At 68.8% G+C, this 14,822-nt stretch carries 14 protein-coding genes; 3 read left to right on the forward strand and 11 right to left on the reverse strand.

What is annotated here, in order from left to right; all coding sequences use genetic code 11:
* Nucleotides 1–32: 32 nt before the first annotated feature.
* Nucleotides 33–2,675, reverse strand: coding sequence for a DNA polymerase I (gene polA / locus BACI349Y_RS10695; RefSeq protein WP_236561017.1), 2,643 nt, complete (start codon nt 2,673–2,675; stop codon nt 33–35).
* A gap of 217 nt (nt 2,676–2,892) precedes the next feature.
* Here polA and BACI349Y_RS10700 point away from each other — a divergent pair, with 217 nt between their 5' ends.
* On the forward strand, nt 2,893–3,357 hold the full coding sequence (locus BACI349Y_RS10700; protein WP_159632082.1) for a hotdog fold thioesterase: 465 nt from the start codon (nt 2,893–2,895) through the stop codon (nt 3,355–3,357).
* A 10-nt stretch (nt 3,358–3,367) separates the two neighbouring features.
* On the opposite strand, the gene BACI349Y_RS10705 is transcribed toward BACI349Y_RS10700, so the two are convergent.
* The 8 genes from BACI349Y_RS10705 to BACI349Y_RS10740 all read right to left on the reverse strand — a co-directional run bounded on the left by BACI349Y_RS10705 (nt 3,368) and on the right by BACI349Y_RS10740 (nt 9,685).
* A complete protein-coding gene (locus BACI349Y_RS10705) occupies nt 3,368–3,928 on the reverse strand; it encodes a dihydrofolate reductase family protein (RefSeq protein ID WP_159632083.1) in 561 nt (186 codons plus the stop codon).
* 26 nt (nt 3,929–3,954) lie between these two features.
* The gene (locus BACI349Y_RS10710) at nt 3,955–4,176 is read right to left on the reverse strand and encodes a hypothetical protein (RefSeq protein ID WP_159632084.1); all 222 of its coding nucleotides are present in this window, start codon (nt 4,174–4,176) and stop codon (nt 3,955–3,957) included.
* Complete coding sequence (locus BACI349Y_RS10715) at nt 4,173–5,420, reverse strand: inorganic phosphate transporter (RefSeq protein WP_159632085.1); 1,248 nt, start codon at nt 5,418–5,420, stop codon at nt 4,173–4,175. The genes BACI349Y_RS10710 and BACI349Y_RS10715 overlap by 4 nt, the downstream gene beginning before the upstream one ends.
* A gap of 152 nt (nt 5,421–5,572) precedes the next feature.
* Complete coding sequence (locus BACI349Y_RS10720) at nt 5,573–6,079, reverse strand: HAD domain-containing protein (RefSeq protein ID WP_159632086.1); 507 nt, start codon at nt 6,077–6,079, stop codon at nt 5,573–5,575.
* A gap of 20 nt (nt 6,080–6,099) precedes the next feature.
* A complete protein-coding gene (locus tag BACI349Y_RS10725) occupies nt 6,100–6,336 on the reverse strand; it encodes a hypothetical protein (protein WP_224026020.1) in 237 nt (78 codons plus the stop codon).
* Between the two features lie 100 nt (nt 6,337–6,436).
* A complete protein-coding gene (locus tag BACI349Y_RS10730) occupies nt 6,437–6,868 on the reverse strand; it encodes a VOC family protein (protein WP_159632087.1) in 432 nt (143 codons plus the stop codon).
* A 115-nt stretch (nt 6,869–6,983) separates the two neighbouring features.
* Nucleotides 6,984–7,703: a response regulator gene (locus BACI349Y_RS10735; protein WP_159632088.1), complete on the reverse strand. Its 720-nt coding sequence runs from the start codon at nt 7,701–7,703 to the stop codon at nt 6,984–6,986.
* Nucleotides 7,700–9,685, reverse strand: a complete 1,986-nt coding sequence (locus BACI349Y_RS10740; protein ID WP_236560793.1) for a DUF4118 domain-containing protein — start codon at nt 9,683–9,685, stop codon at nt 7,700–7,702. The genes BACI349Y_RS10735 and BACI349Y_RS10740 overlap by 4 nt, the downstream gene beginning before the upstream one ends.
* A gap of 91 nt (nt 9,686–9,776) precedes the next feature.
* On the opposite strand from BACI349Y_RS10740, the gene BACI349Y_RS10745 reads away from it, so the two are divergent.
* Nucleotides 9,777–10,397 (forward strand): L-threonylcarbamoyladenylate synthase, encoded by a 621-nt coding sequence (locus tag BACI349Y_RS10745; RefSeq protein WP_141160539.1) that lies wholly within the window; start codon nt 9,777–9,779, stop codon nt 10,395–10,397.
* A gap of 24 nt (nt 10,398–10,421) precedes the next feature.
* Here the strand turns inward: BACI349Y_RS10745 and ligD are convergent, their stop codons facing one another.
* Complete coding sequence (gene ligD / locus BACI349Y_RS10750) at nt 10,422–11,444, reverse strand: non-homologous end-joining DNA ligase (protein WP_201302426.1); 1,023 nt, start codon at nt 11,442–11,444, stop codon at nt 10,422–10,424.
* A 67-nt stretch (nt 11,445–11,511) separates the two neighbouring features.
* Between ligD and BACI349Y_RS10755 the strand changes: the two genes are divergently transcribed.
* Nucleotides 11,512–12,189, forward strand: coding sequence for an alpha/beta hydrolase family protein (locus BACI349Y_RS10755; protein WP_159632090.1), 678 nt, complete (start codon nt 11,512–11,514; stop codon nt 12,187–12,189).
* A gap of 58 nt (nt 12,190–12,247) precedes the next feature.
* Here the strand turns inward: BACI349Y_RS10755 and hrpB are convergent.
* Nucleotides 12,248–14,822: ATP-dependent helicase HrpB (hrpB, locus tag BACI349Y_RS10760; protein WP_159632091.1), on the reverse strand; the 2,575-nt coding region annotated here is incomplete at its 5' end.

Below are 14,822 nucleotides of genomic sequence, written 5' to 3' on the forward strand. Positions count from 1 at the left end.
AAACATTCCTGCTGGTGGCGTGCCCTGGACGCCTAGTGTCCGGCGTCGTACCAGCTGGGCCCGACGCCGATCTGGACTTCCAGCGGCACGCTGAGGTCTGCGGCGGCACCCATCTGCTCGGTGACCAGCTTCTCAACGGCAGCGCGTTCGCCCGCGGCGACTTCGAGGACCAGTTCGTCATGGACCTGGAGCAGCATCCGGGATTTCAGGCCCTGGGCCTGGAGTTCAGCGTGGACACCCAGCATGGCGCGCTTGATGATGTCCGCTGCGGAGCCCTGGATGGGGCTGTTGAGTGCGATGCGCTCGGCATTCTCGCGCAACTGGCGGTCCGTGCTGGTGAGGTCCGGCAGGTAGCGGCGGCGGCCCTCGATGGTGGCCGTGTAGCCATCCACCCGGGCCTGGTCCACCACGCCCCGGAGGTAGTCTCGGACAGCGCCGAAGCGGTCGAAGTAGTCCTTCATGAGGGTGCGGGCTTCATCGACGGAAATCTCGAGCTGCTTGGACAGGCCGAAGGACGTCAGGCCGTAGGCAAGGCCGTAGGACATGGCCTTGACCTTGGAGCGCATGGCGCTGGTGACCTGGTCCGTGGGGACGTGGAAGATGTTGGAGCCGACGAACCGGTGCAGGTCCTCGCCGTCCCTGTACGCCTGGATCAGGCCCTCGTCGCCGGAGAGGTGTGCCATGATGCGCATCTCGATTTGCGAGTAGTCCGCGGAGAGCAGGCACTCGTACCCGTCGCTGACCACGAAGATGCCGCGAACGCGCCGGCCCTCCTCGCTGCGGATGGGGATGTTCTGCAGGTTGGGGTTGTTGGACGAGATCCGGCCGGTTGCCGCTACGTTCTGGGCGTAGGTGGTGTGGATCCGGCCGTCTTCCGCCACGGACTTCTTCAGCGACTCGATCATTTGCCGCAGCTTGGCGGCCTCCCGGTGCGCCATGAGCTGCACCAGGAACTCGTGCCCGGTCTTCTCCAGCAGGTTCTTCAGGGACGCGGCGTCGGTGGTGTAGCCGGACTTGATCTTCTTGGTCTTGGGGAGCTGCAGTTCCTCGAACAGGACGGTCTGCAGCTGCTTGGGCGAGCCCAGGTTGACCTCGTGGCCGATTGCGGCGAATGCCTGTTCCTGGGCCTGGTCGATGACCCGCGCAAGATCGGCAAGCTGGTCGTCCATCTTGTCCATGTCAATCGCAATGCCGGCGAGTTCCATGTCCGCCAGCACGCGGCTGACAGGCAGCTCGAGGGTGGACAGCAGTTCCTCAGCCCGGCGGTCCTTGAGTTCGTCCTCGAAGTAGCGGCTCAGGGCCAGCACCACGGCGCCGGCCTGGACCAGGGCGTCGGCGGCGGCGGTGTCATCGCCGTCGAAGGACAGCTCCAGCTGCCCCGCCTTGGCCGTGGCTGCGGGGATACCCACGTTGAGGTGGTGCTGGGCGAGTTCGGCGAGTTCGTAGGTGCGCCGGTCCGGCTGGATGAGGTAGCCGGAGATGGAGGTGTCATCCACCACGCCCTCCAGTTCCAGGCCGCGGGCCGTGAGCGCCTTGAGCGCGGCCTTGAAGCCGTGCATCACCTTCGGTGCTTCAGGATCGCGCAGCCACGCGGCCAGCACGTTCTCGGTCTCCGCGTCCTGGCCGGAGAGCTCCACGTAGACTGCGGCGTCGCCGCGGACGATGGCCAGTGCGGCGGCGTCCTCACCGATCCGGCCGGGGACGAGGTCGACGGCGAGGGCGGACCGCTGCCCGGCGCCGGCAGCCAGGAAGGCGGCCAGCCCGGCGGCGTTGGCGGGGGTGCTGTACTCCGGGGTTTCGATGCTTTCCCGTTCAGCGGCCGGGGTGTCGGCGTCACCATACAGGGCGAACAGCCGGCCCCGGATGGCCTTGAACTCAAGCTCGTCGAAGAGGTCCTCGATGGCGGCCTGGTCCGGGCGCGGCTGGTAGAGGTCATCCAGCGTGACGGGGAGGTCGAGGTCGGTGTGGAGCTGGTTCAGCCGGCGGTTGCGCTTGACGGCGTCCACGTTCTCCCGCAGGGCGTCGCCCACCTTGCCGCCGATGGAATCGAGGTGCTCCAGGACGCCCTCGAGGCCGCCGTAAAGGTTGATCCATTTGGCCGCCGTCTTGGGTCCGACGCCGGGTACGCCGGGAAGGTTGTCCGCCGTCTCCCCCACCAGTGCGGCGAGGTCGGAGTAGCGGGACGGGCTGACGAAGTACTTTGCCTCGATGGCGGCGGCATCCATCCGCGGGATGTCGCTGACACCCTTGCGCGGATACAGCACGAAGACGTTGTCCGTGATCAGCTGGAAGGCGTCCCGGTCTCCGGAGACAAGCAAAACCTCGAAGCCGGCCTTCTCGCCCATCGCGGCGAGGGTGGCAAGGATGTCATCGGCCTCGTAGCCGGGCATCTTGATGGTCTTGATGCCCCAGGCCTCCATAACCTTGCCGATAAGGTCGATCTGGCCGCTCATTTCGCGGGGGGTTTCGTTCCGGCCGCCCTTGTACTCGCTGTACTCGGTCTTGCGGTGGGTGGATTCGTCAGAGACGTCGAACGCCACAGCGATGTGGGTGGGCTGCTGTTCCTTGATGAGGTTGATCAGCATGGAGGTGAAGCCATGGATGGCGTTGGTGTGCTGGCCGTTGGAGGTGGAGAACTTGTCCGCCGGCAGGGCGAAGAACGCCCGGAAGGCCATCGAGTGGCCGTCCAGGACCAGCAGCCGGGGCTGGTCGGTGATGGGAATGACCGGTGCTTCAGTAGCTGAAACAGACCCACCGGCGGCGGGGGCGGCGGCCTTTGCGGCAGGCCTGCGGGCGGGGGACGAAGGCTGCGCGGCAGCACCCTCGTCGATGGCCTGGGACGGGAAAGGGGCCGGTTTGGTTGTTTCACTCACAGGTGCCAGCCTAGTTGCCATGACAGACAATTTCACGCCGGGCGCTTTCGCCGAAGAGCTGGCAGCCGCCGGGATTCCCGGCCATATGCATGACTGGCTGGGCGCGTTCGGTGTCGGCGCACTGGTGGTCAAGATGGGAATCCATTTCCTGGAAATGAGCCCGGAACGCACCGTCGCCACCATGCCGGTTGAGGGCAATACGCAGGTGGCGGGGATCCTCCATGGCGGCGCGCACGTGGTGCTGGCGGAAACCCTTGGCTCGTTCGCCGCAGGCATGCATGCAGGACCGGGACGCCACGCCGTCGGCATTGAGGTCAACGCCACACATCACCGGTCCATCGCCGAGGGCCTGGTGACGGGGACCTGCACGGCGATCCACCTGGGCAGGACCCTGGCCACCCACGAGATCGTCATGACGGATGCCCTGGGGCGGCGCCTTTCGACCGCCCGGATCACCAACATGCTCCGCGACAACGCCGGCTGAGGCGGGCGCGTCAGGACTGCGGATCCGCCCCGGGTCGCAGCAGGTAGCGCAGTTCGACGATGCCCCGGCCCAGCGTGCGGGAAGCAGCCAGCTCCAGTGGCGGGGTGGGGCCCTTCATCGGCAGCAGCCGTTTCCCCTCACCCAGCACCACGGGGATGACCGAGAGGATGATCTCGTCCAAAAGGCCTGCATCGGCGAACTGGGCCGCAAGGTTGCCGCCGCCCACCACCCAGATGTTCAGGTCTCCCGCGGCCTGGCGGAAGTCTGCGATGAACTCCCGCACGTCGCCGCGGACAAAAGTGATGTCAGCGCCGTCCGGCGCACGGTGCTCGTGGTGCGTGAAGACGTAACAGGCCGTGCCGGAATACGGCCACGCGCCGGTCTCGTGCTCCATCAGCCAGGCGTAGGTTTCCCCGCCCATGACGATGCAGCCCACCGCGGCCATGAAGTCGTTGTAGCTGTCAGCTCCGCCCTCGAAGCCGTCGAACTGCAGCAGCCAGCCGAGGTCGTCCGTGGGCGTGGCGATGAAGCCGTCAAGGGATGCGGCCACAAAGTACTGGATGCGCTGCATGGCCCCAGCCTAGCCGGTGGGCGCGGCTACTTGGAGAAGTACGGGATGATCAGGTACAGCCCGACGAGGACGGCCACGCCGCACAGCCCAAAGCATACGTACGCAACAGAGCGCTTTACTCCGGGGGACGCCTGCTGGGCGTCAGCGGCGATGGCGGTGAACCGGACCCCCAGCGAATAGAGCGTCACCACAATCGCCGCGGATACGAGGGTGGCGCCTGCAACGGTCAGGAGTTCCAACCACTTCATCGCTGATTCTCCTTGGGGTTGTTGGCCTTGGCGTCGGCCTGCGCTTTGGCTTTTGCTTCAGCCCGGGCGCGCGCCAAGGCCTTCTTCTTGGCGAACCGGACAGCCTGGCCGGCCTCCTCGACCTCCACGGCGTTCTGGTGGCTGACGGAGGACTTGCGTGAGTAGAAGAACATGAACAGCACCGCCCCGGTGCCGGCGATGGCGGCGATAAGGACACCCACGACGCCGGTCTGCACCACCAGGGCGGTCAGGGCGCCGACGATGCCGGCGGCCGGAAGGGTGAACAGCCATCCCAGCGCGATCTTCCCCACCATGTTCCAGCGGACGGTGGTGCCGCGGCGTCCCATGCCGGAGCCAATGACGGAGCCGGAAGCCACCTGCGTGGTGGAGAGCGCAAAGCCAAGGTGGGAGGAGGCGAGGATGGCGGACGCGGTGCTGGTCTCCGCGGCGAAGCCCTGGGCCGGCTTAACTTCGGTCAGGCCGGAACCCATGGTGCGGATGATGCGCCAGCCGCCGGCGTAGGTTCCGATGGCGATGGCCAGGGCGCAGGCGGTAATCACCCAAAGCTGGGGACCGGAGCCGGGCGCCTGGCTGCCGGCAGCGATCAGGACCAGGGTAATGATGCCCATGGTCTTTTGGGCGTCGTTGGTTCCGTGGGCCAGGGCCACCAGGCTGGAGGTGAAGATCTGGCCGGTGCGGAAGCCACCGCGCTTCTGCGTGAGCTTGGTACCCGTCTCGGGATCGTGGCGTGCCGTGAGGGCGTAGGCCAGGCGGGTGCAGACATAGGCGGCGAGGCCTGCAATCAGGGGGGCGAAGACCGCCGGAAGGATGACCTTCTGCAGCAGGCTCTCGAAATTGACCGAGCTGAATCCTGCCCCGACAACCGCCGCGCCGATCAAGCCGCCGAAGAGGGCGTGCGATGAACTGGACGGCAGGCCCTTCAACCAGGTGATCATGTTCCACAGAACAGCGCCCATCAAGCCGGCAAAGATGATCTGCGGCGTGATCTGCACTCCCCCGGAGCCCTCGCGGATGATGCCGCCGGACACTGTCTTGGCCACTTCGGTGGACAGGAAGGCACCCACCAGGTTCAGGACGGCGGCCAGGGCCACCGCTGTGCGGGGCTTGATGGCACCCGTTGCAATGGGCGTTGCCATGGCGTTCGCGGTGTCGTGGAAGCCGTTCGTGAAGTCGAAAAATAGTGCCAGTCCGATGACCAGCGCCACCATGAAGGTGATATCCACCTGTTGCCCAATCTGCAGAGTCGACGTTCAGCAGTTTCTCGTACCAGGCTGCCTTGGACAGCATAGTTCACCAGCTGTTTGCGTGGAATGACTTGCGGTGTTGGCACAACCGGCGGGAAACCTTATCGATCGTACGCGTCCCCGGCATGAGGTCAAAACACGGGCTGCGCCAGGAAAGAACGGATCCTCTCCAGTTCGGCGGGCGTGATTCCGCGCCGGGGATGGGGCGAGACGGTAAGGATCCGCCGGCCCAGGAACCGTGCCCAGCGCTGCGCTTCCGCCTCGAACGCCAACTGGTCATCCACCCAGGCGACGGCTTCGGGCCCGGTGCTTTCGACGTCGTCCTGGATGGCCCGGAGTTTCCACCAGCCGGTCCCTCCGGCTGCCCCGTCCGCGCTCAGGTACGGCCAGCGGCTGCCCTTCAGTCCGACGGCGGGACACAGATATTGGGGCGCCAGTTCCTCCCAGCTGGTCAGCCAGACACAACGCAGCCCGGGCGTCCGGGCCAGGGTGTTCAGCCCCGCCACGAGTTCGGCGGCGAACGTGACGGGCAACAGCCCGGCGTCGGCCTGCTGCCAGGGGGAACCCCAGTCGGTGGTTCCCTGGGGGCCGAAGGGGCAGACCACGCCGTCGACGTCCAGGTAAAGCGTGCAGCCCACGCCGCAACCCTGCGGCAGCTTCAGCCCTGGTGGAACTGTGCCGGGCGGGGGCCCGCATCCAGTTCCGGGGCGATCTTCCCCTCAAGGGCCGCCGGGGTGACGTCAGGGAGGACGATGAGGCCGTCCAGCTCACGCCGGGCCCGTTTGTAGGCTGTTCGTTCTCCCGCGCGCCGCCAGCCGCCTGCCCACTGGCCGGCGAACGCCATCAGCGGAAACATCCACCATTTGTCGGACAGGAACTCCATGAAGGACCTCACCCGTTAATCCTCGCAGTCGCGGGCCCCTCCCTCAAGGAGTAGGCCCGGCCTTGACGGACGGGGACCGGCGCGGGAAAGCAAGTGACGGCCCGGCGGGCGGTCAGGGTGCCGCCGTCGGCTGCGCTGCGTTGACGTTGACCAGCCAGGCGACGCCGAACCGGTCCGTGCACATGCCAAAAACGTCACCCCACGGCGCCTTCTCCATGGGGACGGTCACCGCTCCCCCGTCGCCGCTCAGCTTCTCGTAGTAGCCGCGGAGCTCCACCTCGTTATCGCCGCTGAGCGAGATGGAAATGGAGGACCCCGGGTGGTACTCCATGCTGTTCGGGGTGTCAGCGCCCATGAGCACCAGGCCCTGGGTGGTGGTCAGCATGCCGTGCATGATCTTTTGCGCTTCCGTGGGGTCCTCGCTGGCCTGGAAGTCGGCGAACGTGCTGAGCGTGAGTTCGCCGCCGAAGACGGACTGGTAGAAGTTCATGGCATCGCGGGCGTTGTCACGGAAGCTGATGTAGGGATTGAGGATTGTGGGCATGGCAGGATCTCCTTCACAGGGGCCGGGACTGCTTCGGCCGGGACTCGGCCACTCAACATCCTGCCCCATCCGGAGGCGGGCGGGTAGGGGAAGACTACCCTGTTCACCCCTCGTTTCAGGGTACGAAACGGTAGCCTGCCCCGGCTTCGGTCAGCAGGTGCCGCGGGTTGCCGGGGTCCTCTTCCAGCTTCCTTCTCAACTGGGCCATGTAGACGCGGAGGTAGTTGACCTCCTTCCGGTAGGACGGCCCCCAGACCTCGGACAGCAACTGCTGCTGCGAAATCAGACGCGACGGGTTCCGGACCAGGATTTCGAGGATGTTCCACTCCGTGGGGGTGAGCCTTACCGGCTGCCCGGCACGCAGGACCTGCCGGGCCACAAGGTCAACGGTGAAACCGGCAGAGCTGACCACGGGGCGGGATTCGGGCTCTGGCACCCTGCGCAGCAGGGCACGCAGCCGTGCCAGCAGTTCATCAAGCCCGAACGGTTTGGTGATGTAGTCGTCGGCGCCGGCGTCCAGCGCGCCCACCTTGTCCGGGGACCCGTGGCGGGCGGACAGGACCAGCACCGGCGCCGCGCTCCAGCGGCGGAGGTTCCGCAGGACTTCGGTCCCGTCCATGTCCGGCAACCCGAGGTCGAGGACCAGCAGATCCGGTGCCTGGCGCGAGGCCGCGGCGAGGGCGGAGGCGCCGTCCACGGCCGTGTCCACGGCGTAGCCGTGCGCTGCGAGCGTGATCCGAAGGGCCTTGAGGAGGTGCGGATCGTCGTCGATGACCAGTACCCGCGCTGCCGGGGGCAGGTTTCCGGTTTTGGTGCCGGCGTGGTTGGCGGTCATGGCTGGCCCGCCGCGGTGGTGGGCTCGCCGCCGCCGGGGTACCCGGCCGCCGGGATACCGGCCGGGATGCCGGTGGAGAGGGGCAGCCGGATCACCATGGTCAGGCCGCCACCTGGGGTTTCGGCAGCTGTAAGCGTGCCCCGCATGGACTGGATGAAGCCCTGTGCCACTGACAGGCCCAGCCCTATCCCGCTGGACTGCGACCGGTCGTCGAGCCGCTGGAAAGGCCGGAACATGTCCACCACCTTGCGGGCAGGGACCCCGGGGCCGTGGTCGATGATCTGCAGTTCGCCGCAGGGATGGCCGTCAAGGACGCTGCCGTCCGGCCCGCCCGCCACCACCACACGGCTTCCGGCCGCGTATTTCAGCGCATTCTCCAGGATGTTGGCGACCACCCGCTCCAGCAGGCCGGGATCGGCGTCCACGGGCGGCATGTTCGCAGGCAGCGCCACCGTCACCGCCCCTGCCGGCAGCCCGCGCAGGGCCGCATCCACCACCTCGGTCCAGCGGACCGGACCCAGCAATGGTTCCACCGACTGGGCGGTGATGCGTGACATGTCCAGGAGGTTGCCCACCAGCAGGTCCAGCCGGTCGGTGCAGGCGTCAATGGTTTCCAGCAGGTCCTGCTGCTCTGCGCGGGTGTAGGAGACGCCGTTCTGCAGCAGTCCCCCGGCGGCCAGCTTGATGCCGGCCAGGGGTGTCCGAAGGTCGTGGGAGACGGCCCGGAGAATCGCGGTCCGCATGATATTGCCCTCGGCGAGTCGGAGGATCTCATTCCTGGTTGCGGCCAGCTGCCGGCGTTCGAGCTGCGCTTTGACGTGCACGGCGAAGGCTGCCAGGAGCCGCCGCCCGGACGGCGGAACCGCACGGCCCGCCAGCACCAGGAACGTTTCCCCGTCCACCGGTTCAACCGTGGTTCCTGGCCCACCCGGCATCACCGGCCGGCCGGTCGCATCCCCCGCGGCGGCGATCACCTGCCATGCACCGCGCCCAGGGCCCGCCCCGCCACCGTCGCCCAACCCGCCATCAGCCAACCCGCCGTCGTCGACCATCACACCGTCCACCATCACGCCCTCCGCGTCTGCCCCGGACGGGGCCCGGGTGACGACGGCGGCACCGTCGGCACCGAAGACGCTGACTGCTTCCGCGAGCAGCCCTTTGAGGTTGTCCTCCTCGCGGGATGCGGCCAGGGCCAGGTCGGCCAGCGTGGCTGCCTCGGCCCGCGCCGTTGACGCCTCCTTGGACCGCCGGGCGGAGCGGTCCACCACCCCTGCCACCGCTACGGCCACGCCGGCGAATACAGCCAGGGACAGGACATCCTGCGGGTCACGGATGGCAAGGTCATACAGCGGCGGGGTGGAGAAATAGTTCACCAGCAGGCTGCTCCACAGCGCACCGGCAACCGCCGGCCACAAGCCGCCAACCAGGGCTACGGCCACCGCGCCGGCCAGTTGGAGCAGTGCCGCCGTGGCAACGCTGTGGTCAAAGACTGCGAGCAGCAACTGCAGGCCTGCGGGCAGGACGGCGGCGAGCGCGAAACCGGCAATGACCCTGCGCCGTCCCAGCCCGGTGCGGCGCTTGCGGCTCCTGGCCGCCACGGGCCGGGGCACCACCTGGACGTCGATGTCCCCTGCCCCGCGCACAACCTTGGCTTCCACGCTTCCACCGGACAGGACGGTGAACCTGCGACGGCTCTGCCCGACAAGGATGTGCGTGGCGCGCGAAGCCCGGGCGTAGTCCAGGAGGGCCGCGGACACGTCGCCGGCGGTCAGCGCGTGGTAGCTCCCGCCCAGCTCCGCCACCTGCCGCCGCTGGGACTCGAGTGCGTGGGGCGATTCGCTCCCGGCACCGGAGGGGGTCCGGACATGGATGGCCAGGATCTCGCCCCCGCCGGCCCGCTCAAGGAGCTTGGCGGCCCGGTGCACCAGGAGGTCTCCGTCGTCGCTGCCGTTGAGGCCGATGACGATGCGTTCCCTAGCCATGACGCATATTCTCCCACCAACGCCCATCCCCGCACGCCAGGGGGCGCCGGAACATGGTGCGGTGGGGCCCCCGGGAACGTAGGCTCGGGGGATGGCCAGATTCTTTGACGTTCATCCCCACGACCCCCAGCCCCGCGCCATCGCGCAGGCAGTGAAGATTATCCGCGACGGCGGCCTGATCGCGTACCCCACGGACTCCTGCTACGCGCTGGGGGCACAGATGGGAAACCGGGAGGCCCTGGACCGGATCAGGAGCATCCGGCACCTGGATGACAAGCACCACTTCACACTGGTGTGCCGGGATTTCGCGCAGCTGGGACAGTTCGTGAACATCGGCAACGACGTCTTCCGGAGCATCAAGGCCGTCACCCCCGGCAGCTACACGTTCATCCTGCCCGCCACCAAGGAGGTTCCCAAGCGACTGCTCCACCCCAAGAAGAAGACGGTGGGGGTGCGCATCCCGGACAACCGTGTGGTCCAGGCGCTGCTCGCCGAACTGGGCGAGCCGCTGCTGTCCAGCACCCTGCTGCTGCCGGACGAGGAGGAACCGCTGACCGTGGGCTGGGAGATCAAGGAACGCCTGGACCACCAGGTGGATGCCGTGATTGACGCCGGCGACTGCGGCGCCGAGCCCACCACCGTTGTCGACTTCTCCAGCGGTGTGGCCGAGGTTGTGCGCCGAGGCATGGGCGATCCGTCCCGCTTCGAGTGACCACCGGCCGGCCGCGGCGGTGGGTCAGTCCTGCTTGCGCGCCCTGCTGGGCTGCACCCGCGGCGGTTCGCCCGGCATCTTGGGGTAATCGGGCGGGAAGGGCAGTTCTCCCAGGCCGGCCTTGCAGTCACGGTCCCACCACTGCAGCAGGGTGTCGACGGTGCCGGGAGCGGCACTGAAGTCCGCCCACGGGTCACCCACCGTCTTCAGCCGCTCCGGCACGGTAAGGATGGTGAAGTTCTTCGGATCCGCCTGCTCCAGTTCGTCCCAGGTAATGGGGCAGGACACCGGGGCGTGCGGGAGGGCACGCGGGCTGTAGGCGCCGGCGATGGTGCGGTCCCGGTTGGCCTGGTTGAAGTCCAGGAAGACGCGCCGGCCCCGTTCTTCCTTCCACCAGGCGGTGGTCACTTTGTCCGGGATGCGCCGCTCCACTTCCCGGGCAGCGGCGATGACCGCGTGCCGGACGTCCAGGAACTCGCGGGTGGGTTCGATGGGCGCGTAGACATGGAGTCCGCGGTTCCCGGAGGTCTTGATGAAGCAGGTAAGCCCCGCCTCGGCAAGGACTTCCTTCAGCACCAGGGCCGCGGGGACTGCGTCATCGAAGTCGGTGCCGGGCTGCGGGTCGAGGTCGATGCGCAGCTGGTCGGGGTTGTCAGTGTTTTCGGCGCGCGAAGGCCAGGGGTGGAACACCACCGTGTTCATCTGGACGGCCCAGACGGCGGCCGCAGGCTCGTCGAACACCAGCTGAGGGTGGGACCGGGCACTGGGGTAGACAACTTTGACGGAGCGGATGAAGTCCGGCGTGCCCTTGGGCGGGTTCTTGGAGAAGAACATCTCGCCGTCGATGTTGCCCGAATACCGCTGAAGTGAGACGGGCCGGTCCCCGTTGGCGGCGATGAACGCCTCCCCCACATCGCAGATGTAGTTCACCAGATCCAGTTTGGTGAGGCCCAGGTCCGGCCAGAGAACGCGGCTGGGACTGGAAATGCGCATGTCGCGCGGTCCGTTGGGGCCTTGCACGGTGATGGTGGTCTGTTCACTCGCCATGGGGACAACGTACACCCCGCCACCGGCAGGGATGGGTACATCCGCCACCCTCCGGCATGATGGACCCATGCCAGCATCCGATGAGCAGCTCACCGTCGCCGTGGGGGACGCCTCGTTTTCCGCCGTTTACGCCCGCCCTGAAGAGCCCACTGCCACCGTGGTGGTGGCACACGGCGCCGGCGCCGGCATGGAGCACCCTTTCCTTCACGGCTTCACCGATGCCCTGAACAGCCTGGGCCTGGCCACCCTGCGCTTCAATTTCCCCTACCGCGAGGCGGGGCGGAAGTTCCCTGACCGTCCTCCCATGGCCATCGCCGCCTGGCGGGCCGCCATGGCCGCCGCGCGGGCGCAGGCAGACGCCCACGGTGACCGCGGCCCCGTGTGGGCGGCGGGCAAGTCGTTCGGGGGGAGGATGGCGTCCATGGCTGCAGCCGAAGGCATGGACGTGGCGGGGCTGGTCTACTTGGGCTATCCCCTGCACGCTCCCGGGAAGCCGGAGAAGCTCCGGGATGAACACCTGTACGGGCTGGGCGTCCCGATGCTGTTCCTGCAGGGAACCCGGGACACGTTTGCCACCCCGGGGATCCTCGAGGATGTAGTCTCCCGGATCGGGCCCAACGCCGTGCTCCAGTGGGCGGAGGGCGGTGACCACTCCTTCGCGGTGGCGGGAAAGAAGCGGCCGGCCGGGGAAGTGGGCGCATCCCTGGCAGCCCCTGTGGCCGCATTCATCGCAGCGCACAGCTGAAGAGCCGGCCCTCCCTGCCCATGCCTGTAGGCCTCATGACAGGGGCGCCGGGGCGCGGCTACCGGCGTTGCTTGGTGCGTGCGGTGGCGGGGGCCGTCCAGGGGTCCTCGGGCCAGGGGTGTTTGGGGTAGCGGCCGCGCATTTCGCCCCGGACCTGGGCGTACGGGCCGGACCAGAAAGAGGTCAGGTCATCCGTCACGGCGAGGGGCCGCCCGGCCGGGGAGAGCAGGTGGAACAGGACCGGTACGCGCCCGTCCACAAGCCGCGGGGACTCGGCGAGTCCGAAACACTCCTGCAGTTTCACAGCGACGACAGGCGCCGCACCATCATCGCCCGGTTCCGGATAATCGATCCGGATGCGGGAGCCGCTGGGGACCTCAAGGCTTTCGGGGGCCAGCTCACTTAGCCGGGCCGCTTCCGGCCAGGGCAGGAGGCGGCGCAGGGGGTCCGCCAGGTCCAGGGAGGCCAACGGTTTCCCGGCCGCAAGGTCCTCCAGTTCGGGCCCCAGCCACTCTTCCAGCCGCTCCAGCAGCGCGGTGTCCGACATATCCGGCCAGGGCCCTCCCAGCTGGCGGTGCAGGAACGCGAGCCTGCGCCGGAAGGAAGCCGCCGCCGTCGACCAGGGCAGGGCCGCCAGCCCCTGGGACTGCAATGCGACCGCCACGGCCCTCCGTCCCTGTTCGGCGCTGGGGCGTACCGGCGTGGCCGAGAGCATGATGGCACCCAGCCGCCGTGTCCTGCGCGCGCTCAGCCGGCCTCCGCTGAAGTCCGCTTCCACCGTGTCTGCCAGCAGGTGCGACGCCGCCGTTTCGGCCATGGTGGCGGCCAGGGGTGCGGCGGCCCGGATTACGGCGCCGGTGCCCCCCGCGTCCCGGCCCGAGGCCCGGGACACTTCGGCCACGGCCAGCCACTCGTGGCCTGACAACGTGCTGCCCGCGGGCAGGCCTGCCCGGGTGCCGGATGTCAGCAGGTACTGTCCTGCCCCCTCGCTGCCCGGCACGCGGCGGCCTATGCGGTCGGGAAACGCGAGGGCGACGACGGCGCCCACCGCGTCGGAGCCTCCCGCGGCGCCGGGGGAATCCGGCAGGGCGACCTCGCCTTTCCGCTGCGCCATGGCAGCCAGCCGCCTGGACTCCTCCGCCCAGCGCTTCCCCGCCGAGCCTTTGTCCGCGCGGAGCTGCGCCAGCAGCCTGGGCAGGTCGCCGCCAGGTGCGCGGTGGTCTCCGGAGACCGCGGCCACCACTTCGGCGGCGAGCCGGCGGCCGGTGGAGGCGCCGCCGTCGAGCAGTGCCCGGGCCAGCCGGGGATCGGCGGGGATGGCAGCGAGGGCCCTGCCCGCGGCCGTCACCTGCCCGTCGTCCGATACCGCGCCCAGTTCGCGGAGTACCTCGACGGCGTCGTCCATGGCCAGGCGGGGCGGCGCGTCCGGGAGCGCGAGGCCCTTCCCGCCGGGCGCTCCCCAGCATGCCAGGGTGAGGGCGGCGCCGGTCAGGTCTGCCACGTTGATTTCCGGGGTGACGTGGGCCGGAGCCGCACCGTAGGCCTGCTGGGTGTAGCAGCGGACCACCTGCCCCGGACCCTGCCGTGCGGCGCGGCCGGCGCGCTGGTCTGCCGACGCCCGGGAGCAGGAGACCGTGACCAGCCCGCTCATGCCGCGGCCTGAGTCGCGCCGCGGTTCCCGGGTCAGGCCGGAGTCGACCACCAGCCGGACGCCGGGCACCGTCAGGGAGGACTCGGCAAGATCGGTGGAGGCTATGATCCTCGGGGGATCTCCGGGGTTCCGCCCGGACACGGCCCGGTCCTGCTCCGATGCCCCCACCTGACCGTGAAGTTCCAGCACTTCTACGCTGCGGCCCAGCCGGCCGCGGAGCGCCGCGGCCACGTGCGAGACTTCCCTGGCGCCCGGAAGGAACACGAGGGCATCCACGGCGTTGTCCGCGGTGAGTGCACGGGCATGGGCGTCCGCCGCTGCCGCTGCAACGTGGTCCAGGAAGGCAGGCGCCACTCCCCTGGCGTCCAGCCGCGGCGCCGGTGCCGGGAGCCACTGCACTTCCAGCGGATAATTCTCTGAAGCGCAGCCGACCACGGGTGCCGGGCCGCCGCCGTCGGAATCGGCCAGCAGCGCCGCGAAGCGGGTTGCGTCCAGCGTTGCGGACATGGCGACGACGGCGAGGTCACCGCGCAGCGCCCGGACCTCCGCGACCATACCGACAAGGAGGTCCGTTTCCAGGCCGCGCTCGTGCACTTCGTCCAGGACGACGGCGGCCGTCCCCTCGAGCGCGGGATCTGCCAGCAGCCGGCGCAACAGGATGCCCGGGGTGACAAACTCAACCCGGGTGGCCGGGCCCGCCTGGCGTTCCCCGCGCACCGTGTAGCCCACGCGGCCGCCAAGGCCACTGCCGTCCAGGGCGGAGAGGCGGCGGGCGGCGGCCCGGGCGGCAACCCTTCGGGGCTGGGTGACGATGACGCGGCCGGACCGGCCATACAGATTGGCGAGCAGCGGCGGAACGAGCGTGGTTTTGCCGGTGCCCGGCGGAGCCTGGACAACGGCGGCGCCGCTTTTCATTGCCTGCTGCAGTGCGGGCAGGGAGCCTTGGAAGGCCAGACCGGCACCGATGGCAGCAAGGTCGAAG

The organism is Arthrobacter sp. 8AJ, from assembly GCF_902506025.1.
Classification (GTDB): domain Bacteria; phylum Actinomycetota; class Actinomycetes; order Actinomycetales; family Micrococcaceae; genus Arthrobacter.